Origin of the sequence: uncultured Parasphingorhabdus sp., assembly GCF_963975735.1 — a bacterium.
Taxonomy (GTDB): domain Bacteria; phylum Pseudomonadota; class Alphaproteobacteria; order Sphingomonadales; family Sphingomonadaceae; genus Parasphingorhabdus.
This window is the reverse complement of record NZ_CAXBIA010000002.1, coordinates 281,718-305,827: the sequence shown is the minus strand read 5'-3', so window position 1 is coordinate 305,827 and position 24,110 is coordinate 281,718. Positions and strand designations below refer to the sequence as shown.

The 24,110-nt window shown below is 56.3% G+C and carries 15 protein-coding genes and 1 tRNA gene; 8 read left to right on the top strand and 8 right to left on the bottom strand.

The genetic code is table 11. The features are described from left to right. Window positions 1–22: 22 nt before the first annotated feature. The 4 genes from AACZ86_RS05010 to AACZ86_RS04995 all read left to right on the top strand — a co-directional run bounded on the left by AACZ86_RS05010 (window position 23) and on the right by AACZ86_RS04995 (window position 7,868). Window positions 23–1,063, top strand: a complete 1,041-nt coding sequence (locus tag AACZ86_RS05010; RefSeq protein WP_339689906.1) for a hypothetical protein — start codon at window positions 23–25, stop codon at window positions 1,061–1,063. A gap of 22 nt (window positions 1,064–1,085) precedes the next feature. Then, a complete protein-coding gene (locus AACZ86_RS05005) occupies window positions 1,086–1,550 on the top strand; it encodes a hypothetical protein (RefSeq protein ID WP_339689905.1) in 465 nt (154 codons plus the stop codon). Window positions 1,551–1,612: 62 nt separating this feature from the next. Continuing rightward, window positions 1,613–2,689 carry a hypothetical protein gene (locus AACZ86_RS05000; RefSeq protein ID WP_339689903.1) on the top strand — a complete coding sequence of 359 codons (1,077 nt, stop codon included), beginning with the start codon at window positions 1,613–1,615 and terminating at the stop codon, window positions 2,687–2,689. A gap of 139 nt (window positions 2,690–2,828) precedes the next feature. After that, window positions 2,829–7,868 carry a hypothetical protein gene (locus tag AACZ86_RS04995; RefSeq protein WP_339689900.1) on the top strand — a complete coding sequence of 1,680 codons (5,040 nt, stop codon included), beginning with the start codon at window positions 2,829–2,831 and terminating at the stop codon, window positions 7,866–7,868. A 445-nt stretch (window positions 7,869–8,313) separates the two neighbouring features. Here AACZ86_RS04995 and AACZ86_RS04990 read toward each other — a convergent pair whose 3' ends face one another. The 5 genes from AACZ86_RS04990 to thyA form a co-directional block, all read right to left on the bottom strand. Next, window positions 8,314–9,633, bottom strand: coding sequence for a dihydrolipoamide acetyltransferase family protein (locus AACZ86_RS04990; RefSeq protein ID WP_339689898.1), 1,320 nt, complete (start codon window positions 9,631–9,633; stop codon window positions 8,314–8,316). After that, a complete protein-coding gene (locus AACZ86_RS04985; protein ID WP_339689896.1) occupies window positions 9,630–10,652 on the bottom strand; it encodes an alpha-ketoacid dehydrogenase subunit beta in 1,023 nt (340 codons plus the stop codon). Before AACZ86_RS04985 ends, AACZ86_RS04990 begins: the two co-directional genes overlap by 4 nt. Next, entirely contained in the window at window positions 10,640–11,914 is a 1,275-nt protein-coding gene (locus AACZ86_RS04980) for a 3-methyl-2-oxobutanoate dehydrogenase (2-methylpropanoyl-transferring) subunit alpha (protein ID WP_339689894.1), read from the bottom strand. The genes AACZ86_RS04985 and AACZ86_RS04980 overlap by 13 nt, the downstream gene beginning before the upstream one ends. 169 nt (window positions 11,915–12,083) lie before the next feature. Further along, on the bottom strand, window positions 12,084–15,233 hold the full coding sequence (locus AACZ86_RS04975; RefSeq protein ID WP_339689892.1) for an autotransporter domain-containing protein: 3,150 nt from the start codon (window positions 15,231–15,233) through the stop codon (window positions 12,084–12,086). 302 nt (window positions 15,234–15,535) lie between these two features. Next, on the bottom strand, window positions 15,536–16,483 hold the full coding sequence (thyA, locus tag AACZ86_RS04970) for a thymidylate synthase (protein ID WP_339689890.1): 948 nt from the start codon (window positions 16,481–16,483) through the stop codon (window positions 15,536–15,538). Window positions 16,484–16,640: 157 nt separating this feature from the next. Between thyA and AACZ86_RS04965 the strand changes: the two genes are divergently transcribed. Beyond that, window positions 16,641–16,717 (top strand) — tRNA-Pro (locus AACZ86_RS04965). A 478-nt stretch (window positions 16,718–17,195) separates the two neighbouring features. Here the strand turns inward: AACZ86_RS04965 and AACZ86_RS04960 are convergent. Further along, on the bottom strand, window positions 17,196–18,626 hold the full coding sequence (locus AACZ86_RS04960; protein WP_339689887.1) for an FAD-dependent oxidoreductase: 1,431 nt from the start codon (window positions 18,624–18,626) through the stop codon (window positions 17,196–17,198). Window positions 18,627–18,898: 272 nt separating this feature from the next. On the opposite strand from AACZ86_RS04960, the gene AACZ86_RS04955 reads away from it, so the two are divergent. Genes AACZ86_RS04955 through AACZ86_RS04945 form a run of 3 tightly spaced genes read left to right on the top strand, consistent with a single transcriptional unit; the run spans window position 18,899 to window position 21,873 of the window. After that, window positions 18,899–20,149: an MFS transporter gene (locus AACZ86_RS04955; RefSeq protein WP_339689885.1), complete on the top strand. Its 1,251-nt coding sequence runs from the start codon at window positions 18,899–18,901 to the stop codon at window positions 20,147–20,149. A 3-nt stretch (window positions 20,150–20,152) separates the two neighbouring features. Next, window positions 20,153–21,517 (top strand): alpha/beta hydrolase, encoded by a 1,365-nt coding sequence (locus tag AACZ86_RS04950; RefSeq protein WP_339690250.1) that lies wholly within the window; start codon window positions 20,153–20,155, stop codon window positions 21,515–21,517. Next, entirely contained in the window at window positions 21,514–21,873 is a 360-nt protein-coding gene (locus AACZ86_RS04945; RefSeq protein WP_339689883.1) for a hypothetical protein, read from the top strand. Before AACZ86_RS04950 ends, AACZ86_RS04945 begins: the two co-directional genes overlap by 4 nt. Window positions 21,874–21,888: 15 nt before the next feature. On the opposite strand, the gene AACZ86_RS04940 is transcribed toward AACZ86_RS04945, so the two are convergent. Both AACZ86_RS04940 and AACZ86_RS04935 read right to left on the bottom strand, forming a co-directional pair. Beyond that, window positions 21,889–22,635 (bottom strand): arylmalonate decarboxylase, encoded by a 747-nt coding sequence (locus AACZ86_RS04940; protein WP_339689880.1) that lies wholly within the window; start codon window positions 22,633–22,635, stop codon window positions 21,889–21,891. 15 nt (window positions 22,636–22,650) lie between these two features. Further along, on the bottom strand, window positions 22,651–23,856 hold the full coding sequence (locus tag AACZ86_RS04935; RefSeq protein ID WP_339689878.1) for an FAD-dependent monooxygenase: 1,206 nt from the start codon (window positions 23,854–23,856) through the stop codon (window positions 22,651–22,653). Window positions 23,857–24,110: the final 254 nt, after the last annotated feature.

The following is a 24,110-nucleotide window of genomic DNA, read 5'->3' as shown; positions in this document are numbered from 1 at the left end:
CTTTCTTCGTCATATAGAGTGGATGACCAGACCAGAAAAACAGGATTGCGAATGGCGTTCGCATCCCCTTGCAGCAATTCCCGTCCGGTGGCGGTTGTCGCTTGCCGCGGGTGCCGCTGCTCTCTTTATGACACCCGTATCTGCTCAAGCAGCCGGTACGATCGCGGGGACCGACATCGTCAATGTGGCACAGGCCACGTTTGACGGGCCATCAGGTGGTCCACCCGTCACCATTGATTCCAATATAGTCACAATCAAAGTGGATGAGCTGCTGGATGTCACAGTGGTTTCCAGCGATCCCGGAGATATAGCCACCTCGCCCGCATTGACCGGACAGGCAAGCACCTATCAGGTCACCAATACCGGCAACGGCGACGAAGCGTTCACGCTGTCAGCGGATACGGCAAAGCCCGGCGATGAATTTGACACGACATTCGAACAGATCATTCTCGATACCAATGGCAACGGCGTTTACGATCCCGGGGTCGACACTATTTACACCCCCGGCACCAACGACCCGGTGCTTGCGCCAGATGAAAGCGTCACCGTTTTCATCCTTTCCACCATTCCCGCTTCCGCCAGCGATGCCGATCGCGCCGAAATCGAACTTTCCGCGGTAGCAAAGACCGGCAGCGGCACTCCGGGCGATATATTCGCCGGACAGGGCGATGGCGGTGGCGACGCGGTGGTTGGTTCAACCGGCGCGAGCGACGAAGCCAGCGGCTTTTTCGTAATCCAGGCGGCAGAGATCACTTTGGTCAAAAGCGCGACCGTCACCGATCCCTTTGGCGGAGCAGAAGCCGTACCGGGCGCGGTGATCCGTTATCAGCTGGTTGCTACGACAACCGGCACCGGCAATCTGACCAATCTGGCGATCACCGACGATATCCCTGCCGACACGACATATAATGCCGAAAGCATCACTCTGGAAGGCGCGGCGCTGACCGACGCACCGGGCGATGCCGACGCGGGCGCTTTCGACGGCAGCTCGATCACCGTGTCCCTGGGCACGGTTCCGGGCGGGCAGACGCGCACCATCACATTCCAAGTAACCATCGACTGAAAGTTTTCAGGGGGATAGCCGCATGTTTAAAAGATTTTTCATTGCCATAGCATTGATCGTTCCTGGCACCGCCATGGCGGCCAATAATGTCAGCCTGTCGAGCGACGTCTTTATCGAGCGCAAGGTGGCAAAACCGAACGGCACCACCGCTCTGGTTCTCGAACAACCGAAAACAGTCATTCCCGGCGACAATCTTGTGTTCGTCGTCAAATATAAAAATGTCGGCAGCGCGCCGGCATCCGATTTCTCTGTCACCAACCCGCTACCAAAAGCGGTGGCGTTCAATGGAACGTCTGATGGCACCGAAATTGTCTCCGTTGACGGAGGCAAAACCTGGGGGCCGCTTTCGGCCCTCACCTACCCGAGGGACAATGGCGACGTTCGCCCTGCCCTCATGACGGATGTGACACACGTAAAATGGAAATTTAATCGTGCCCTTTCCGCAGGATCGGAGGGGAAATTGATTTTCCGCGGCACTGTGAAGTGATCGCAACCGCCATGGATTGCCGCGGGGTTTGGCAATCCAATTAAGTGAAACAGGAGACAGTTATGACCAGTATACTGAAACTTCTCGTTGCCACTAGTACCATTTCTGTAGCGGCGCTGGGTGCAAACCCCGCGTTCGCTGCAGATTTGGGTACTGATGCGGGCACGAGCATTACCAACAACGTTAGCGTTGCGTTCAATGTGGGGGGGACTGCTCAGACCGCAGAAACCGACAGCGACACATTTGTCGTCGACAGAATCGTCAATCTTGTAGTGACCAAAAGCGACGCGGTGAACACCTCCGTCGCTCCCGGTTCTACACAACAAGCCGTGACCTACACGGTCAGCAACCAGACCAATGACACGATTGACGTGTTGTTGACATCCGAACAGCTCGGCGGAGATGATTTCAACGTCACCGGCCCGATCGCTTATTATCTTGATGATGGCGGCACAGTCGGGGTCTTTGACGGAACCGACACGCTCATCACATCGATCAACGATTTGGCAGAAGATGAAACGGTTATCGTCCACGCTGTCGCCAATATTCCGGGAACGGTTGTAACCGGCAATGTTGCTGATCTTGTACTGATCGGCCAGGCTGCCGATTCGGTGACCGGCGTAGCCTTTTCCAACGACTCGGGTACTGCGGATGATGCCGCGGTTGTCCAGAACGTCTTTGCAGACGGCGCCGGCACGGGAAGCGGTGACGTCGCAGGCGACGGTTATCACAGCGCTACAGATAGATATCAAGTGGCTGCCGCTGACATTACCGTAACCAAAACCAGCACCGTGCTGTGGGATCCGATCAACGGAAGCGCCAATCCGAAAGCCATACCTGGTGCTGTCGTGCAATATTGTATCGCAGTAGCCAACGCTTCTGGTGGTGCGGACGCAACAAGTGTCGCGATATCGGATACGATTCCGGCCAATCTGTCCTATTATAACGCGCTGGTCACAGGACCATCGACGATTCCGGGACTCATTGGCGTGGTAACCGAAGGTAGTGTGACGGGAGCCGTCTGTAACGCTGATGGCGGTGGCACCGGTTCGGAATCCGGCGGAACCGTTTCAGGCAATCTTGGCACGGTAGCCTCGGGCGCCACAGAAACCCTGATCTTCCGTGTAACGGTCGACTAGGCACATTGGAATCTGGCGGCAAGCCGGTGTTTGTCCGGTTTGCCGCTAAATTTCATTCAAAACTGTGGGTATATTCGCCACCTTTTTTAGGCCAGCCGGCCTGGCCTTGGCTGCAGGCGCTTTAGCTGCGTCTGCCTCCATGGCACTCGTGCAGCCCGCGTTTGCCGGGGAGCAGTCGCACGCCCGGAATCTGCCGCTGATCAGCAATATCGCGCAAGCGGAATGGGATATCGGCGGCCAAAGACTGCAAAAACCGTCCAATCGGGTCAATATTCAGGTCGTTCCGGCACCGAATGCCCCGCCCGAGATCACCACCCATCAGTTCAGTGACCCTCCGGGAGCCGAACAAGTGCCCATTCCGGACACGATGTGCCGCGGTTCGGCAGGAAGTATCCCGATCGAACTGCACGGGGTCTTTGCCGGAACACCAACGAATCCGGGATCGATCACACCGACGGACAAAATCCGGGCCGGTGCGCCGCTGATCGTGTCGATTCTTGCGCCTGGCAAGAATTTCAACCCGCTCGTCGCCGACAGCTTCGATATTGTCCTTTCCACGCCCGCAGGCGACCGGGAAGTGATCACAGTCTCGGAAACCGGACCGGACACGGCTCGTTTTATCGGGATGATCAACACCGCAGCGATCCCGCCGCATCCGGTACAGGGTGACTGCAAGCTGTCGGTCCATCCCGGGGATACGCTCGATGTTTCCATTGACGAAACGGCAGGGAATCCGCTGGGCAAGGTGGCTCTGGGCATATTGGTCGATCCCTTTGGCGAGACTTTCGACAGCGGTGACGGCACGCCGATATCGGGTACGCGGGTTACCCTGATCGATGTTGCAACCGGACAACCGGCCGATGTTTTCGGCGATGATGGCATATCGGCCTTTCCCAGCACCGTGATTACCGGCGATATGGTGACCGATAGCGGCGGCACCGTCTATAATTTCACCGAAGGCTTTTATCGCTTTCCGTTTGCACGAGCGGGGCGATATCGCCTGCTGGTCGAGCCCCCGCAGCCCTATAGTTTCGCATCGACCGCCACGCCCCAACAACTGGCCCCCTTGCGGCGAACGGACGGCATGCCGTTCACGATTGTCGACGGCTCCTATGGCGGGATCATCATCCTGAATGACCCGGCTCCGGTGCGCGTCGATGTGCCACTGGACAGGCCCGGCACGCCTCTGCTGATCAGCAAAGCGGCTTCGGTGACGCTGGCGGCGCCCGGAGACGCGGTGCAATATCGGGTCACGGTGCAAAATAGCGATTCAGTGCGGACAACCGGCCAGATTACGATTTCCGATCGGCTACCGCGCGCAATGCGGCTTAAAACCGGTACGGTCCGCTATAATGGCGAACTGGTCACAGCCAGTGTCGAGGCCAATGGACAGGATTTTACCGTCGAGGCCCCACCCCTGCCCCCGTCCGGCAGCGGTCTGCTGACCTATATCGCGGAAGTGCGCCAGGATGCGCAACCCGGAGATGCACTCAATCTCGCCTCGGCGAGCGACGATCGCGGCACAACCAGCCCGACCGTCGATGCGCTCGTTCGCGTGGAACGCGACGGTATTTCCGAACGGTTCACGCTGATCGGCCGGATTACCGACGGCGGCTGCTCGACCGATCCCGAAAAAGCTGCCGGAATTGGCGGTATTCGGGTGATCTTGCAAGACGGGACCTATACGGTCACCGACAGCGACGGCCGCTATCATTTTGAAGGGCTGAAACCCGGTCTGCACGTGGTTCAGGTCGATCCGTCCACCTTCCCCGCCGATCTCGCGCCGGTCGACTGTGCGCGCAACACCCGGACCGCCGGCAGCAATATCTCCCGCTTTGTCGAAGGCCGTGGCGGCGCGCTGAAACGCGCGGATTTCCGGGCAAAAACCGTTGCGCCGAGACAGATCAGCGAAAAATATATCTATCACAAGCCCGCAGTTCTGTCTGATCCGGAAGCGGCCGGAGCCGGTCAGGACTGGCTATCCGGTCAGGAGCCGGGTATCGCATGGCTGTTCCCCGAAGCAGACCATAATCCGCGCGTCAAGGCATTGCGCGTCGCGATCAAGCATCATGATGGCCAGAGGGTCGAACTGTCGGTCAACGGCAAGCCGGTCAATCCCCTAGCGTTTGACGGAACGAAGAAGAGCGCCGACGGCACAATCCGCGTCAGCACATGGCGCGGCATCGAAATCGGCGACCGGACCAATGTATTCGTGGCACGGGTCGTCGATCAGAATGGCGCGCTCGTCCAGCAATTGGAACGCAAGGTCCATTATGCCGGCAGTCCGCTGAACGCACAATTGCTCAAGGACCGCTCGATTCTTGTCGCCGATGGCGTTACCCGTCCGGTGATTGCCGTACGGCTGACGGATCGCACCGGCAAACCTGCCCGCAACGGCATGGTAGGCGATTTCAGCGTCCCTGCGCCTTATGCCCCGGCGATTGAAATCGATGCCCAGCAAGCCAACCAGCTGGCCGGTCTCGAACGGGGCGCGCCGGTATGGCGGGTCGAAGGCGAGGAAGGCATCGCCTATATCGAGCTGGCGCCGACGACGGCTTCCGGTTCGCTCAGCATTTCCTTCCCCTTCCGCGATGGTGAAGTGGAACGGACCCAGCGTATCGAGACATGGCTCGATCCGGGTGACCGGCCCTGGACCGTCGTCGGCTTTGCCGCCGGTACAATTGGCTTCAACACGCTGGATGAACGACTCGAGGATCTGGTCGAGGATGAGGACAATATCAACGTCGATGGCCGCGTCGCGCTTTATGCCAAGGGCCGCGTGACCGGCAAATGGCTGATGACCCTCGCCTATGACAGCGACAAACAGGAGGACGAAACGCTGTTTCGGGGCGTCATCGATCCCCGCAGCTATTATACCGTCTATGCTGACCGCAGCGAGCAACGCTATGACGCCGCTTCGGTACGCCGCCTCTATCTCAAGCTGGAGCGGCCGCAATTTTACGCCCTGTTCGGTGATTATGAAACCGGCATCAGCGAGCCCGAACTGGCACGATATCAGCGCGCGTTCAACGGCATCAAGGCGGAATATAGAAGCGATCAAGTCCATCTCAACGCCTTTGGCGCGGACTCGCCCAACCAATTTCGCCGCGAAGAGATCCAGGGCAACGGCCTGTCCGGTCCCTATGCCCTCGCCGCACGGGGCATATTGGCAAATAGCGAACGGATCACGCTGGAAACGCGCGACCGCTTGCGTTCGGACCGGATCATCGAGCAACGCGAACTGACGCGGCATATCGATTATGACATCGACTATCTGGCCGGCACCTTGCGCTTCCGCGAACCGATTCTCAGCCGCAGCAGCGGATTCGATCCGCAGTTCATCATCGCCGAATATGAAGTTCTCGGCATTGGCGGACGCAATCTCAACGCCGGTGGCCGCGCGACCTACCAGACCGCCGACCAGAAGTTGAAAATCGGCGCGACCGCCGTGCATGACGAGGACGAGAGCGTCAAAACCGACCTGCTCGGCGTTGATGTCCGCTATCGGCCCGACGTCAGAACCGAATTCCGCGCGGAACTCGCCGTCACCGACAATGAAGCGAAAGCGGTCACCGCGACGAGCAGCGGGCAAGCCGCCACCGCCTGGCTGGTCGAAGCCGAGCATCATGGCTCGAAATTCGATCTGCTCGCCTATGTCCGGCGTCAGGCCACCGGCTATGGTCTGGGCCAGATCAATGCAGCCGAAACCGGCACCCGTAAATTCGGTATCGATGCCCGCGTAAGGGTCCGCGAGAATCTGTCTCTGGCGGTCACCAGCTATCAGGAAGATTTCCTGACGTCGGGCGCCCGCCGCCGCGCCGGTACCGCCGAACTGGAATATCGCACGAAGGACAGGTCGTTCCGTGCGGGCATCGTCTATGCCAATGACCGGCTGTCCGACGGCACCGAAAACGAGTCGAGGCTCGTCAGGCTGGGCGCGACCCAACAGCTGTTCAACGGCAAGCTGGAACTGGATGCGCAAACCGAATTTGCTCTGGGCGGTCAGGACGAAAGCATTGATTTCCCGGCACGGCACAGCTTCTCGGCACGCTATTCCGTCACCAAGAACGTAAAGATCATCGGCACCTATGAAATTGCCGATGGCGAGAATATCGATGCCCGGACAGCCCGGATCGGTGTCGACGTTACGCCGTGGGACGGCGGGCGCATCGTCAGCAGCATGAACCAGCAGGAAATCACTGAATATGGCCCGCGCACTTTTGCCGCCTATGGCCTGACCCAGAGCATTCCACTCGACGACAAGTGGACGATCGACTTCTCGCTGGACGGCAACGAGACCGTCAGCGGTTTTGATCGCGCAGACGTTATCAACGAACAGCAACCGGTCGCTTCCGGCGGTTTTCTGGGCAATGACACGACGCTGACCGAAGATTTTCTGGCGGTCACCGCGGGTTTCACCTTCCGTCACGACGACTGGAGCTGGAACGGCCGCGCCGAATATCGCGACGGTGATATCAGCGAACGCTATGGCTTGACCACCGCGCTGCTCAAACAGATCAGCGAAGGCAGCGCTTTGGGCGCGCTCGCCAGCATATTTGTCGCGGAAGATGAAACCGGGGTCAGCACAAGAGTGATCGAAGCGGAAGCCAGCTGGGCCCATCGCCCGGCCGACAGCGAATGGTCGTGGCTCGAGAAGCTCGAATTCCGCGAAGATCGCGTACGCAACGCCGTTTCCGGCACATCCGGTCCGATCGGGGGCGCACCGCTTCTCGTCGACGGGAATGTGACATCGCGGCGGATTATCAACAGCCTGAGCGTGAACTACACGCCGGTTGATGCCGATAACGGCCTGTTCACCGAAGCGGGCGAATATGGCTTCTTCTGGGGCAGCCGCTATGTATTTGACCGGTTCGGGCAGGATGATGTCGAAGGCTGGAGCAATGTTGTCGGAGCCGACATCAAGTTCGACCTTTCCGACACGATCGATGTCGGCGGCCAGGCCACCGCGCGCATCGGCAACAATTTTGACAGCATCGCTTACTCCGGCGGGCCAAGCGTCGGCATCACCCCGTTCAAGAACGGCTATATTTCGGTCGGCTATAATGTCGTCGGCTTTGCCGATCGCGACTTTGAAGAGAGCCGCTACACCAGAGACGGCCCGTTCATCACCTTCCGCCTCAAATTCGATCAGGAAACGCTTGGAAGCCTGGGGCTTTAAGGCTTCAGTGCCCTTCCCCCGTGAGGGAGAAGAAAGAGCCAAGCCAGACTTGCCTCGTTCCGTTCGCACTGAGCCTGTCGAAGTGCACCTATCGGCGCGCGCTGTCCTTCGACAAGCTCAGGACGAACGGCAACTAGTTAGGACACCGCTCTAGATCCCTTCTCCCTTGAGGGAGAAGGATACAGAGCCTTATGAGCAAAGCGAATTAGGCGGCGTTGGATGAGGGTCTTCTGCTACCTGAAGCGCAGAACACCCTCATCCAGCTGCGACTAGGCAGCAAGCTGCCAAGTCTTCCCATCCTTCTCCCTCACGGGAGAAGAACCGCACTTGCCTCTTTCCGTTCGCACTGAGCTTGTCGAAGTGCACCTATCGGCGTGAGCTGTCGTTAGCTGCCGCTGGCCTTCGGCTCGACAAGCTCAGGACGAACGGTAGCTCCCCGCCCTCTTCAATCCGCAAACAACAAAACCGGCGTTTCCAGAAAATGCTTGAGCGCCTGCACATAACTAGCCGCATCATATCCATCGACCACGCGGTGATCGCAGGAGATCGACAGGTTCATCAGCTTGCGGGCATGGATTTCACCGTCGATGATCATCGGGCGTTCGACAATCTTGTTCGGTCCGATGATTGCCACTTCCGGACGGTTGATCACCGGCGTTGTCGCGATTCCGCCCAGCGGTCCGAGCGATGTCAGGGTCAGCGTCGATCCGGTCAGTTCCTTTGCCGTCGCACTGCCATCACGTGCGGCAGCGGCAAGACGGCTGATTTCCGATGACAATTGCCAGATATTGAGATCCTGGGCGTTACGCAGAACCGGCACCATCAGCCCCTGATGGGTCTGGGTCGCCATGCCAAGATGGACGGCGCCATGGCGTGTGACAAAGCCCGCTTCATCATCATAGGTCGCATTCAGCATCGGGAAATCGCGCAGGGCCTTGCAGATCGCCGCGATCATCAGCGGCAGGATCGTCAGCTTCGCCCGCTCGCCGCGATTGCCGTTGAGATCAGCACGCATATCCTCGATCTCGGTCATGTCGATTTCGTCGACATAGGAGAAATGCGGAATATTCCGTTTCGAATCTGCCATATTCTGCGCGATTTTGCGGCGCATTCCGATGACTTTGATCTTCTCGTCGTCACGTTTCTGCACGGCACCGGGCGGACGATAGCCCTGCCCCGCACCATAGTTCAGATAGGCGTCAAGATCGCTGTGACGGATATGCTCGCCCTGCGCCTTGACCTCGCTCAGGTCGACACCGAGATCGGCGGCCCGCTTGCGAACGGCAGGCGTAGCGAGCGGTTTCGGTTGTTCATTCCGGGCGGGCATGGCGTCAAGGCTTGTTGGATCGGCAGATGACACTTCAGACTCTTTCGGAACAACTGGTCTTGTTGGAGTATCCGGATTATCTTCTTCTTTATCAATGACTTGTTCTGACGGCACGACGTCAATCTCGGCCTGAGCGGCCTCATTCGGAACCGCGCTGGATGCTTCCAAATCTTCCAATTTATCGACATCGACGTCACCCTCGACTTCGATCTCGACCAGCATCGAACCGATCGCGATAATGTCGCCTTCTTCACCGGCCAGACCAACGATCTTGCCCGAAACCGGCGCTTCCATCTCGACCGTCGCCTTGTCGGTCATGACGTCGGCAATCTGGTCATCTTCGGCCACGACATCGCCGATCTTGATATGCCATTTGACGATTTCCGCTTCGGCAATACCCTCGCCAATATCCGGCAGGTTGAATATATATTTGCTCATGATTTCAAATCCCTGACAATCTTTTCCAACGCTTCGCCGATCCGGACCGGACCCGGAAAATAGGCCCATTCCAGGCTATGCGGATAGGGCGTGTCAAATCCGGTGACCCGCTCGATCGGTGCCTCGAGATGATAGAAACAGCGTTCCTGCACCAACGCCGACAACTCCGCACCAAAGCCGCTGGTCCGCGTCGCTTCGTGCACGATCAGACAGCGACCGGTCTTCTTGACCGACTTTTCGATCGTCTCGATATCGACCGGCACCAGAGTGCGCAGATCGATCACCTCGGCGTTGATGCCATGTTCCTCGACCACTGCCTTTGCAACATGGACCATCGTGCCATAAGCCAGAACCGTCACCGCATCGCCTTCACGGACAATCTTGGCCTTGCCCAGCGGCACCGTATAATGGCCTTCCGGCACCTCGGACTCGGCAAATTTCGACCATGGCGAGACCGGATTGTCATAATAGCCAGTGAACGGGCCATTGTAGATCCGCTTGGGCTCGAGAAAGAGCACCGGATCATTATCCTCGATCGAAGCGATCAGCAGTCCCTTGGCGTCATAAGGCGTTGACGGAATGACCGTTTTCAGGCCCGACACATGGGTAAACATCGCTTCGGGCGACTGGCTATGCGTCTGTCCGCCAAATATGCCGCCACCAACCGGCGACCGGACGGTCATCGCTGCGGTAAATTCGCCCGCCGAACGATAGCGCAACCGCGCCGCTTCCGAAATCAGCTGATCCATGCCCGGATAGATATAATCGGCAAACTGGATTTCCGGCACCGGCCGCAATCCATAAGCGCACATGCCGACTGCAGCGCCAATGATACCACATTCGGATATCGGCGTATCAAAACAGCGGGTCTTGCCGAATTTTTCCTGAAGGCCGGCGGTCGCGCGGAAAACCCCGCCGAAATAGCCGACGTCTTCGCCCATGATCACGACATTATCGTCGCGTTCCATCATTGTCGCGAGGCCGCTGTTGATGGCCTCTATCATGTTCATGACGGCCATTTGATTTCCCGTTCCTTGTTGGCTTGCGCCGCCTGTTCCTTGAGATGCCAGGGCATTTCCTCGAACACATCCTGAAACATGGTTTCAAACGGCTGGTGCAGGCCGTGGCCCAATATGCCGTTCTTGGCCGCTTCGGTCACCGCTTCCTTGACCGCTGCGAGGCATTCCGCGTCCAGCTGTTCCTGTTGCTCATCGCTCCACACGCCGCGCTGGATCAGATGTTTGTTAAGCCTGTTGATCGGATCACCGAGTGGCCATTCCTCGCGCTCCTGCGCGCTGCGATAGGCGGTCGGATCATCGGACGTGCTATGGGCTTCCGCGCGATAGGTGAAATGCTCGATCAGCGTCGGTCCCTGATTGGTCCGCGCCCGTTCTGCCGCCCAGCTTGTCGCCGCATAGACCGCCAGCGGATCATTGCCATCAACACGCAGCGCGGCAATGCCATAGCCGGCACCGCGCGCGGCAAAGGTGGTACGCTCTGCTCCGGCAAAACCGGAAAAGGACGAAATTGCCCACTGGTTGTTGACCACATTCATGATCACCGGCGCATTATACACCGCGGCGAAGGTCATAGCCGCATGAAAGTCACCCTCGGCGGTAGACCCCTCGCCACACCAAACCGCTGCAATCCGGCTGTCGCCCTTGCTGGCGCTGGCCATCGCCCAGCCAACCGCTTGCGGATATTGCGTGGTCAGATTGCCCGACACGGTGAAGAAGTTCAGCTCGCGGGAGCTATACATGATCGGCAGCTGACGCCCTTTGAGCTTGTCCGCCTTGTTCGAGAAAATCTGGTTGACCATCTCGATCATCGGGTAACCGCGGACGAACAATATCCCTTGCTGGCGATAGCTGGGAAAGCACATGTCATCGCCGTGCAAAGCCATGGCGGCAGCGACCGATGTCGCCTCCTCGCCGGTACATTTCATATAGAAGCTGGTTTTGCCCTGGCGTTGCTGACGATGCAGCCGGTCATCAAAAGTCCGTACCTGCACCATCGTGCGGAGCATCGTCAGCAGCGTTTCGTCATCAAGCTTGGGATCCCAGGGACCGACAGCCTTGTGATCATCATCCAGAACGCGGACCATGTCATAGACCATATCGCGCATGTCCTTGGGCGCGGTGTTTATATCCGGTCGCGCCTGCGCACCGGCCTGAGAGATGTCCAGATCGCCATAGTCAACCACATCACCCGGACGGAATTTCGGCTCCGGTATGTGCAAAGTCAGGGGTGGCAAATTGCTTTTGCGATTGTCATCAACCATCCAAACTCTCCTGCTTCACCGCAACGCTGCAGTGCAATATTTATTTCAACCGGTTGTTATATTATTTCATCTTCGCATAAAGGTCAACGTATCTGTCCTATGATGGGATATAAAAAAAGGGAGCAAATTAATGCCCCCTCTTTCTTACTATCTCGGACGATGTCGATATTTAGAAGCGCAGCGCCATGTTCATCATAGCGCGATCATCACGATAGATTTGCTGCCCCAGCCGACTTTCAACCGCAGCACCAAAGCTCAAATCGCCGTTGGTAAAGCTGAAACCGCCTTTGATCTCTCCATAAGACGCATCCTGCAAACCGATGGGCAATAGCAGCGATACGTTTTCCGCATCGAGGAAACGGACCCGGAAGTTCGTGTCGTTCCCGGAAACGCGGTTCACATAATCAAGCTTCATGGCGGGCTGGAACGACCATCCCGATGCAAAGGCCAATTTGGTGTTGCCCGATATTTTCAATCCGACCTTGGCTTCCAGACCAGAGCGACTGATCTCGTCCACGGCCAGCGCCAGACTACCGGCACTGTCGCGGAAACCGTCAACATTATAGGATGAATAACCGATGCTGGCCCGTGGCGTCAGCATCAAGCCGTCGACATTGATATTATAGCCAGCCTCAATCTCGCTCGCAAAAGCCATAGAATCGGTATTCAGGTTGCTGGATGAAAGCCCAGCCGTGATCCGGCTATTGGAGTCGATCTGCGAATAAGACACAGAAGCCTGACCACCGACGTAGAAATTTCCACCAAGGCGATAATTACCGTAAACCGACGCCTGATTTGTTTCTACATTGGCAACGCTGCCGCTAACCTCCTGCACACCATTTGCATAGCCGAAGGCTGTACCGAATGTGGTGCGATCATCCAGACCGAATTCCAGACCCATGGCAACATGCCAGCTGCCTTGCTGTACCCCGACATTATTGTCCGAAAATGCCAGCGATGACTGCTCAAATCCTGCAGACATGAAACCGCTTATATTTTCCGGCAATGCCACGGCGTCCCAACTGGAAGACTGATAGTTTTTGGCAAAACTTATCTGCGAGGCGGTGCTGCCGATCATCTGACGGCGACCATCGAAAACCTCGGGCGCACCGACAATCTGGATTTTTCCCGCGACGCCCTGCCCGGAACCGAGCAATGACAGGCGATCCGAAACCAAAGTCCGCATCGTCGAGCTTTGGCGCTCATCCAAAGTGGTTGTCCGGCCAGCTTGCGAGGCCGACAGACTCTGGAAGGTCGCATTCAATTCAGGAACTTCCATGACATCAATCAAACCATAAACATTGGCGAGATCGTTATAGGAGTGACCGCGCGCACTGTCCAAAGCATTGCCGAACGCCAGTGAGAACGGGTTGGTAATACCGCCGCTCCGGAAGAAATCCGAGAAACGGATAACCCGCATCCTCGCGATAACATTATTCGAACCGTAGCTCAGCTCAGGATAGAGGACACCGATTCTGCCTACCACATTGTCAAAAGTATTTTCGACGCCACCTTCAGCCGTGATGATCTCGAAAGTCTGACCATAGCGGGCACTGCTTCGACCAAATGCATTGATCACTGCTGCGGTACCGCCCAGGGAAATGATCCCGGGATTGTCGGCATCACCAACCACCGCCAACTGGTCATTGCCATAACGATTAACATCAAAAAGGGACAATGTTCCGGAAGCCAGGATGACGTCACCCGCGATCGTCAAGGTCCCGGTATCCCCGAAACCACTGCCGGGAGCGATAGAACCGTTGACCGAAGTCAGGAATGTCGGATCAAAAAAGCCATTACCGGTCAGCAGCCCTGTACCAAAGAAAGCTTCGCCGGTTGTGAGGCTGCCGTCAAGATCCAGCCACCCGCCAGTCTGGGTATAATCGCCCCAGACTTTCAGATTTCCGCCGCTGCGGATATCAAGCCGCGCTGCGCCCTCGAGATTAAGCCGGTCAATGGTGATATCATCACCCAATCGGGTGGTCCCGTGCGCAGCGAGCGTTACTTCATAATAGCGCGCGCGAATATCAGCCGATGGGTCAGCAACGACGTTATCCGGGACGAAGTTCAGGCTGCCCGGGCCCCCTTCGATGAAGACGCTATTCGGCGTTCCTTCATCAAATTCCGCGCTTAAAGCCGACAGATCGACACAATCGTCCAGAAAACAGATATTGCCAAATTTCGGCGTGTCGCCGGTAACGCCGGGCGCCTCAAATCCCGGGAGCGCGTTTACGAGTTCACCATCAACTTCAATGCCGTAATTGGGGTCCATATCCTGCACCCAGTGATGCGGATTTAGCCAGTCGCGATTACCCGGACGGCTGGACGCATAAACATAGCTGTTATTTGCCACGATCTGGTCCCAGAACAGATAGAGGGGCTGATAGAAGCTTTGCGTTCCATAAGATGAAAATGGCTGGAAGGTCAGCGGGTCTGCCGGATTATTGCCGAAAAACCTTGAGCCGCCAGATAATACCGCCGTGACAACCGGTGTGTCAAAAAGTTCATCCGCGACCAGTGCGCTTCCGGAATCACCGCCTGCAGTGGTGCCTTCCCGCGGCAGCGCAGCACCGTCATATAGATCGAAATCAAACATACCGTTTGTGCTATCAAAGGCATCCTGACCAGCCGGACTGTCAAAATCTGTATTGTACAGCGTCTGCGGCAATCCGTAATCGTCCGGGCCGAAGAGGAAATTATTCCTGTCATTCAGCGAACTCGCCGAAGAGATCATATTCTCTGCGATGCGCCGCCGGAAATCAATACCGAGATTGGCCCCGTCGGGTCCCAGCCCCCTCGCTCCATAACCGTTTATGACGCCGTGTGTTTCGGCGGTTAATGGCGAGAACAACATGGTCCAGGTCGGAACGCCACCGGCATGGGTATCAAGCGTTGCCATCGCCACATCCGCTTCCAGGAAGCCGGTCGGAAGAGAGCGTTCGTCGTACCAGACTTGTTCGACATTGTAGATGTTGAAACCTACGTCGGTCTGGTTTGCAATCCCGCCGTCAAGCCCGACCCAGCGGCGTACTGCGGGGAGATTATCCGCACTGAACCCGAAGGCAATTGCCGTCCCGCCTGTCGCGAAGCCATATGTGTCGGCAGCTTGGCTATTCACGCAGTGGGCGGCAAAAATAACGGTGCGCGGATTGATCAGGGTGCCGGTACAAAGGCCTAGAGAGGTCGTGGCCTGATTGGCCCTTACGGTCATCTGTCCCACACCGGTGACATCCACAATATTGTCAAGGATACCAACCGGAGGCGGATCGTTCAAAGTCAGGTCATCCCGAATAACGATAGCAGGAGCATCTTCTACCATAGTGGGTCCGGTTTGCGCATGGGCCGCTGTCGACAAGCCCGCCAAAAAGGTTGCTGAAGATACCGTGACTAATAGTGAACGATTGATGGAACGGAACGACATTCTATGCTCTCCCCAAAGAGTTTGGTTGAACTACACCTTTACTACTAGCTCACTACTCAAAAACAGAACGCACGACTCACTTTGAAGTTTATTAGTATCATATTTTACCAGAATATTACATTGCTCCTGGAAATAAAATTTGAGGACAGCATCGCCGCGACTTAATAGCGCAGTATTAAAGCAGTTCCGCGGGTTGGAAGCTAAACCGCCACCGGCGCCGCGATATGGGATTGCGGAGCATAATCCTCCACCACGAAGTCGCCGATCTGATAATCAAAGATCGACACCGGCTTGCGCAGGACTTTCAACTTCGGTGCGCCGGAAGGCATTCGCGTGATCTGTTCTTCGACAAGATCAGCATGATTGAGATAAAGATGCACATCGCCTCCGTTCCAGACGAGTTCCCCCGGCTCAAGATCGCATTGCTGTGCGATCATCCGGATCAATAGTCCGGCCGAAAACACATTAAACGCAAAGCCTAGACCAAGATCGCAACTGCGTTGATAGAGCAACCCCGACAATTTTCCGTTGGAGACGTAAAACTGATAGGTCTTGTGGCAGGGCGGCAATGCCATCTGGTCCAGTTCGGCAACATTCCAGCCGGTGAAAATATGACGTCGCGAACCGGGATTGTTCCGGATGCTCTCGATCAACAACTCGATCTGGTTGATACCCTTGTCTTCGCGGCGATAAAGCCCCTCACCTGCCGGAGTGTAACGCGGCCAGTCGACCCATTGCTTGCCATAGACCGGACCGAGATCGCCCCATTTGGCAGCGAAAATATCGTCTTCGATAATACGCTGTTCAAACGCATCACGGTCGAGTTGTTCGCCGGTTTCCTTGCGATATTTTTCGAGCGGCCAGTCGGTCCAGATATGCACCTTCTGCTTCACCAGCTCGCGGATGTTGGTATCACCGGTAAGAAACCAGAGCATCTCCCGCGCCGCCGTTTTCCAGAACACCCGCTTGGTCGTCAGCAACGGGATGGCATCATCGGCAAGATCAAAGCGCATTGTCACACCGAAAATGGCCCGCGTGCCGACGCCGGTACGATCAATACGCTCGTCACCCTGCGTCCAGATTTGCCGCATCAAATCAAGATATTGCTGCTCATAATGTTGTCCGGGAATCAAACCGTCATTCTCCAACCATGTGTTCCCCAAACGCTAGACCGCTATGACCATATCCTCAACCAGTTCCGGTTGTCGATAGATCAAGCAGGAGTCTTCATACTACCCTTTGGCTAAGCCTTGAACCGCAAATCGGACTAGCATATAATCGCCATATCACATCCACCGCACGGATCGGGAAGTAGCTCAGTCTGGTAGAGTACTGCGTTCGGGACGCAGGGGCCGGAGGTTCGAATCCTCTCTTCCCGACCAATTGATTATCTTTCCCAACCAGAAGCCGCAGTTTTCCTAGACTTTGAGGACATCCCAACATGCGGTTGAGAATTCGGAATCCCAAGTTGTGCACCTACCTGTGCACCTTGATGTGCACATTTTTCAGACAAACGCCTTGTTTCACAGCATCGGCCAGTCGGACATGAGTGTCTATCGGCGGGGCCAAACCTACTGGTGGCGCCGACGCATCAGTTTGGGAAATCCAGCAAAATTATCTATAATGCTCCGTATAACGCTAAAAACTCCGGATAAATCCGTAGCAAGGCGCATGGCACTTAGCCTAGATATGGAGCTTGAAATGATCGCAGCGAGACACCCCTTTTACAACAAGCCAGGCTTCAAGGTGTTATCGCCTCTCGGACAACCGGCAGTGCCAATCTGTGCCACAAAGTCGCGCCGGATGTTATCATAAAGGCGTCGCTATTTCAGGTCATTGATCACTATATCTCCAGCGACCTCATCCAGCCAGAATTTCCATCGCGACACGTTCGGCGGATGCCAAGGCCCCTTCGACTCCGCGCGTTAAGGTTTCCGTGTGTTCTCCACAGAAGCTGATCGGGCCCGCCTGTTCAGCAACTGCCTTGGGTAGTGTAGTCGCTTGACCCGGGCCATAATATGCCCACGCACCACCGGAAAATTCCTCGCCAGCCCAGCTATGGTAATGGCGCGCTTCCAATTTTCCTTTTGCTACCGGCCTCATCGACTCAATATCCGCCAGTATCTTCGCCATCGCGGTTTCCGCACCGAGTTTGTCCCATTGCAGCGCAAGGTCCCCGCGCGCTTGTACCATCAGGCCGGTCACTTCTTCGTCGGTCGCTCCATATCGCTGTGGAATGACCGTGCTACAGAAACTGTCACTCCACATGCCGGGTGCGAAACCGTCTTCTTCCCAGAAAGGCGCCTTGGTGGTCAGAAAAGCAATTGAGATCGGTTGGTAATTGGCTTCCTTTACGGCCTTCGATTGCAGTTCAGACAGGCCTGGGGTTATATCGATGTTCCGCAATGCCGCTAGTGGCAGCGAGCAGATCAGTTTTGCCGCCTGAAAACGAGACCCGTCCCGACAGGTGACTATGGCTCCGGACGCATTGTGCTCGATCGCGGATACCGGCCTTCCGAGAATGACATCGCCCTTCAATTGAGCTGCAATGGCTTCCGGCAATTTAATGTTACCGCCCTTGACTGCAAAAGATTCGGGTCCCGCTGCAATCTGGTTCTGAACGAAGCCGCTGTTAAAGCTCATCATCATCGTCGAGACGTCTCGCGCGTTTCTCCCATGATATGGCGCCAGATCATAGCCCAGCCTGATCGCTTCTTCATTCAAACCTTGTTGCGCAAGAAATTCGGCGAACGGCTTGTCGAGCGCTGCATTGGCCGGATCGCACCATTTGGTCCAATCCTTGATCGGCGGATTTTTGCCGAGCAAAACAAACGGCAGTTCGGCAGGCATGACCGGTTTGAGCGCATCGGGGAAAGGGTTTTCCGGATATGCGGCCCATTCTGCCCGCGAAAGATGTTTGCCATTAATATAAAGTCCGGTCGGTTGACCATATGTGTAGCGATGGCCGACTTCGACGAGTTCTACACCCGCCTGCTTCGCCGCATCGATTCCGCGCCCGTAGCCGGAGCCCATCGAGTTGAAGCCCATTTCAGGATGTCCGGGAAGGTCTGTAAGGCTGAGAATTCTTCCGCCAACCCGTTCGCGCGCCTCGATCACAGCAACCGTCAGACCGGACTGCTCGAGAAGCCGAGCCGCATGCAGGCCGGAGATGCCAGCGCCCAAAACAATCGCATCGTATTTTTGCGGCGTTTTAGAGCCGCAGCCCGCCGCCAAAAGAGTAAGGCCAACACCCGCCGTTCCCAGCATGAAATTTCTACGACTCAATGACATTCCAGTCTCCACTTCCGGTCAAAGGCACAGGCCCAATCATTTGCCAAAAAAAAGCGATACTGGCTATCGATTCCCAATGGCTAGATTGCAGTTACCCGCCAGTCGGATAGAAGCGCCCCCGCCCTGATAAGTGATAGGTCATTGTAAATGCATGATTATTTAGATTCCTCCACGAAATTTACTTATCGACCCTCGGTCAAACTGCTCAATCAAGGGGACATTGAGCGGCAACTCATCTCCTCTAGTTTGCAGCTAGCGAAGAGAGATGTTGAATGGCAAAGAAGAAACCCGAATTTGCTCTTGGCTGGAAAGTCCTTTTGGCTGGACTAATCGGGATTGCCTTCGGAGCATCACCCGTCCCTTTCAACACATTGGGCTTCGTAATCGGTCCGATTCATGACGAAATGGGTTGGAGCTTTGCCGAGATCAGTTTCGGCTTTTCGATATTTGGCATCGTCGCTTCCTTGTTGGCCCCGGTCTACGGCTGGTTGGCAGACCGTTATGGCGTCCGGATCGTGGCGATTCTGTCCACTCTCGCCTTTGCCGTCACCTTCGCGATGGTCGGCCTGACCCCGGCCTCGATCGTGATATTCTATCTCGCCTGGTTTCTGGTCGGCCTGGTCGGTATCGGCTCCACTTCCGTGACCTGGAGCCGCGCAGTCAACATGTGGTTCTTCTCCAACCGGGGACTTGCGCTGGGCATACTTTTGCTCGGTACAAGCCTGTCCGCAATGGTTGTACCGCGTGTTGCCGTCTGGTCGATTGCAGAACTCGGGTGGCGCGGCATGTATCCGGTTGTAGCTCTTCTGCCGCTTCTCATCGCCGTACCGCTGGCCTATCTCTGGTTCCGCGAACCCAGACCGGAAGAAGCACCCGAAGGCCTGATGGCCGGCGGTGCGCTGCTCGGCATGACACTGGGCCAGTCGCTTCGTGATCGCAGATTCTGGACAATGTGGATTTCGATTGCCTGCATCGCCTTGGCTTATGGCGGCGCGCATGTTCACATGCCGGAGATCATCAAGCAGCATGGCATGGATGCCGAACTCGCAGCCGGTGTTATGGGAACCATCGGAATATCCATTTTCGTCGGACGGCTGCTTACCGGATGGTTGTTTGACCGGTTATGGGCGCCGATCGTCTGCCTGCCGATATTGTTGATACCCGCCATTGCCTGTTACTGGTTGCAGGGAACGGCTTCGAACGAGATGAGAATCTATCTTTCCGCCATCATGCTGGGCTTTGCGGCGGGCGCAGAAAGCGACCTGATTGCCTATCTCGCCAGCCGCTATTTCGGCATGGCCAATTATGGCAAGATATACGGTATGCTCTATATGCCGTTTGGCATCGCGGCATCGCTTTCACCGGTTCTCTATGGTCATGTACGCGATGTCACGGGCAGCTATGACGGGATGTTGCAAACATCGATGATCTTGTTCGCAGTCGGCGCGCTGTTGCTGCTAACGATGGGCCGCTATCCGGACTTTAACGCCAAATCAGCCCTTAACGATCCGCTAAAGGCCTAAACAATAACCCTGATCACCCGCCATTTTCTGACGATCCCGGCCAGCGGGGAAGTACATCAACGTATCGTCCATTATCGGCGATGCGGTTCGGGCCCGCCGCTGCTTTTGGTCCACCAAAGTCCGCGCAGTTCTGCCGAGTATGAGCAGATTATGCACAAATGGGCATCGTTTTTTACCTGCATTGCTCCCGATTCGCCCGGATTTGGGCAATCTGATCCGCTTCCAGGTGTGCCGGAAGTCGGTGATTTCGCCGACGCACTGGTGGAGTTTCTCGATATACTGGGCGTGGCCCGTTGCGCAGCCTATGGCTTTCATTCGGGCGGGATCATTCTTGCCCATCTTTTGAAGCGCCATCCAGACCGGCTCTCTACCCTGGCAATAGGTGGCTATGCGATCTGGACCGACGACGAAATGCGCATATTCGGCGAGCGTTACATCCCTGAATTCCATCCTAGCCCTTATGGCGAACATCTGGTCTGGCTGTGGAACCGGATATTGGAACAGAGCTGGTTTTTCCCATGGTTTGATGTTCGCGACGAGACGCGACTCTCGGTCGCCCATGCCGACCCGGAACGGGTCAACGCGGTGGTCATGGAAATGCTCGATGCCGGCAATGCCTATCGTTTCGGCTACCGCGCTGTGCTGCTTGCCAAACCCGAAGTGCCGCAGCGCGATGCAGTTACCGCGCCTGTATTGATCAGCGCCTATCGCGGCGATCCTCTCTGCGATCATATCGACAGGATGAGATCAATGCCGGAAAGCTGGCAAACCAAGAAAGTCGAAACGCCAGTCGAACATCAGGAACTGAGTCTTTCCTTTCTCAAAGAACATGGACAGGCCGATTGCCCGAGGCTCGCGGAAGACGACAGTGTGGGCTTCATTGCCGTCGACGAGGGACTGATCCACTGGCGCGGAACCCGCGGAGCGCAGAATATGGTACTGCACGCACCGGGCGCGGAATTGACCGAACCGCAGGCCGGTGAGCTGGCGATCGATGTGCCGGGTCATGGTCTTTCCAGCGAGTGCGATGATTATCGCGCGGCGATCAAAGCCGCGCGACGACAACTGGGCGCGGAGAAGATAATCTGGCCAGAATTGCCGAACGGAGAGCCCGATATACTCTATCCAGATCTGACGCCGGACCGCTTCGGCGGCTATTTGTCGAGAGCCTGGTCTGCGGCACGGGCGTCAGCTCTGTTCGCGCCATGGTATGCCGCTGACAGCGACCATGCTATTCCGGTCGAGCAAGCGGCATTATCTCCTGAGGCGATCGCTTTACGGGCAAGAGCGCTCTTGCGTGCCGGCAAGGCCGCACCGAAATGGCATCATGAAATAGCCTTACAATTGCAAGGGGATCCAAGAATATGATCGATATGAATGACGAAAGCCTGCTGCTCAGTCGCCGCACATTGATGGCCGGAGGCGTTGCCGCCGGCGTGGCCGCCAGTCTGTCTGCCCCGGCTATGGCATCAACAGCAGCACCGCCCGGTCCGCTGGACAATGGCGGCATTCCAACCGATCCGGCAACGCGCGCCGCCATTGTCCGTCGTATGCGGCTGCGCCACGATACCGGACATGTTTTCTGGTGGTTCCGAGGCACCAGTTACGCCCAGCAGGGGGCAAATCTAATCCCGCTATGCGACATGGTTGCGGAAACAGACCCGCAAATGGCGCGCGATCCGCTGGCTATTTTTGACCGTGAAGAGGCGACCTACCGGAACTAGGACGCAAAGCCGATATCAATATTCCGAGAGCAAGCGACCCAGGCCGTCAATCTTGTCGTCGATACCGCAGGCCCGGAGCGCGTGCCAATATGTCGCCGCGTTGATGGCGATGACCGGTTTGCCCAGCCGTGCTTCGGTCTCGGCCGCTAGATCAACCATCGAAAGATTGGTGCCTACCTGCACCAGCGCATCGACGTCGGGGCCGTCGAGCTCTGCGAGCACTTCAGTCAGCCTCTCTGGCGTTACCTTCGCAATGTCGGTCCAGCATTGGCATTGCAGCGATACATCACGGACCACTTCAAAGCCTGATTCTTCGAGATAATTGCGTACTTCCGCGTTGGCCGCCGGAAAATAGGGAGAGACGAAACTCACCCTTTTGATCCCGCCATAGGCCTTGAGCGCAGCGACCAGGGATTCCGAACCGATGCTTACCTCAAGCCCGGCAACTTCCTCGACCTGCTTCTTGAACTTTTCGCCACCGGCGATGCCGCCATAGAAGGTGACCGCCGACATGCCCATCACCAGATAGTCGGGTTTGCAGGTAATGACCGAGCGCACCGCATCCATCGTATTGTCGGAAATCGCTTGGGTGCCAGCGAAGAAATCTTCATCGGACAGCGCAACCGGATCGGTCACGAAAATGCGGGAATAATGGTTGGTGATGCCGTTCGGTCGCATGCGTTCCATATCGGGCTGGACCACAGTATTGGTCGACGGCCCGATCACTCCCAGCAGCTTGCGCCAACCTTGAACATCACCCATGATAAAATCTCCAGACTAATTGATCGATTCTGCCTGAGCCAGGCTTTCATACATTGCCTGACGCATGAGATATTCGCGACGGCGGACATCATCCTGCTTGATCGCGAGCATTTCCTGGCGTTTGCGCTCATGTGCGCCACTTTCATGGCCGCTTTGTATGAACTTCATGTTTTCAATGGTCTGGGTCTGCGTGAAACTATGTGTGACCTTCCGCCGCTGGCGATCATAAAGTTCCAGACTGCCATTCGGCTTGCCCGACTTCAATAAAGGCTCCAGCTTTTCGAACAGGTTGAAGGCATCATGGACGCCTGAGTTCATCCCGAAGCCACCTAGAGGATTGTTGAGATGGGCCGAATCGCCGATCAGAATCACGCGGTTTTCGACAAAGGATTTGGCAACTCTCTGATGCACGCGATATAAGGTACGGTGACGCGTCTCGACGACAGCACCATTTCCGGTAAGTCGATCAAAAATCTCGTTCTTCATTTTGTCCGAACGCAGTTCGTCGTCGTCCAGCGTCCCGTCGGTGGGAACCAGAACCCGCCACAGGGACGGAACGCGCAAAAGGACCAGCCATTCTTCAGGATCGGAAACATAATTGACCGGAGCCAGACCGGGCAGATGCGCCGCGAGATCTTCTTCGGTGGAAAGACAGAGGAACCGTTCCGCATATGTGAAACCATCAAACTCAATGCCCAGCCACTTTCTTACGATGCTGTTGGCCCCGTCTGCACCGATCAGATAATCTGCACGCAGATGGTCGATGCCCAAAGCGGTTTCAACTTCGATATCGACACCGCTGTCATCCTGCTCAAACGAAAGCAGACGATTGCCAAAGCGAATATCGGCATTGTCGAACTTTTCCAGACCATCGGCCAGTGCGCGGGACAAATGATATTGTTCGCACTGGATGCGAAACGGGTAGCGGGTGACATCGGATAGTTCGGACAGATCGAACTCGATAAAATCGCCCGACTGACGATCGCGCCAATGATAGACCGGTGCCTTCAAGCCCCGATCGAGCAACATCGGTGTGATGCCAATCTGATCCAGCATTTCCAACGTTGGTGGATGGAACGTGGAAGCCCGCAAATCCTGAGCGCAATCGGCGCCAGCTTCCAGCACAACAACATCAACACCAATCTGTGCCAGTAATGTAGCCATTACCGTGCCAACCGGACCTGCTCCAGCGATTACAACCTGACAGCGTTCCCGCTTCATTCGACTATGTCCTCAAATTTTCAATCCCCTTTCTATGGCCATAAATGCGGTGGTTCTGATGCGTGACTTGGCGAAGTATCCGCCTTGCGGTGATTGGCGGCGATTTGGATGAACATGAGTATGCCGCTAGCAACGCGGTTTTGAGATCGAACGTGTAACAACTTGTATGGTCAACAATAGCAACAACCTGGTGTTTGGGTCCGCGATTGCATAAGTAGCCTTCAGAGGCATTTGCCCAGCGAACCGCTGTCTGC

Coding starts and splice junctions, on each gene's coding strand:
- AACZ86_RS04945 (WP_339689883.1), top strand. CDS start 21,514: ATGATCGATATGAATGACGAAAGCCTGCTGCTCAGTCGCCGCACATTG.
- AACZ86_RS04995 (WP_339689900.1), top strand. CDS start 2,829: ATGGCACTCGTGCAGCCCGCGTTTGCCGGGGAGCAGTCGCACGCCCGG.
- AACZ86_RS04955 (WP_339689885.1), top strand. CDS start 18,899: ATGGCAAAGAAGAAACCCGAATTTGCTCTTGGCTGGAAAGTCCTTTTG.
- AACZ86_RS04985 (WP_339689896.1), bottom strand. CDS start 10,652: ATGGCCGTCATGAACATGATAGAGGCCATCAACAGCGGCCTCGCGACA.
- AACZ86_RS04960 (WP_339689887.1), bottom strand. CDS start 18,626: ATGTCATTGAGTCGTAGAAATTTCATGCTGGGAACGGCGGGTGTTGGC.
- AACZ86_RS04940 (WP_339689880.1), bottom strand. CDS start 22,635: ATGGGTGATGTTCAAGGTTGGCGCAAGCTGCTGGGAGTGATCGGGCCG.
- AACZ86_RS04935 (WP_339689878.1), bottom strand. CDS start 23,856: ATGAAGCGGGAACGCTGTCAGGTTGTAATCGCTGGAGCAGGTCCGGTT.
- AACZ86_RS04990 (WP_339689898.1), bottom strand. CDS start 9,633: ATGAGCAAATATATATTCAACCTGCCGGATATTGGCGAGGGTATTGCC.
- AACZ86_RS04975 (WP_339689892.1), bottom strand. CDS start 15,233: ATGGTAGAAGATGCTCCTGCTATCGTTATTCGGGATGACCTGACTTTG.
- AACZ86_RS04980 (WP_339689894.1), bottom strand. CDS start 11,914: ATGGTTGATGACAATCGCAAAAGCAATTTGCCACCCCTGACTTTGCAC.
- AACZ86_RS05005 (WP_339689905.1), top strand. CDS start 1,086: ATGTTTAAAAGATTTTTCATTGCCATAGCATTGATCGTTCCTGGCACC.
- AACZ86_RS05000 (WP_339689903.1), top strand. CDS start 1,613: ATGACCAGTATACTGAAACTTCTCGTTGCCACTAGTACCATTTCTGTA.
- AACZ86_RS05010 (WP_339689906.1), top strand. CDS start 23: ATGACCAGACCAGAAAAACAGGATTGCGAATGGCGTTCGCATCCCCTT.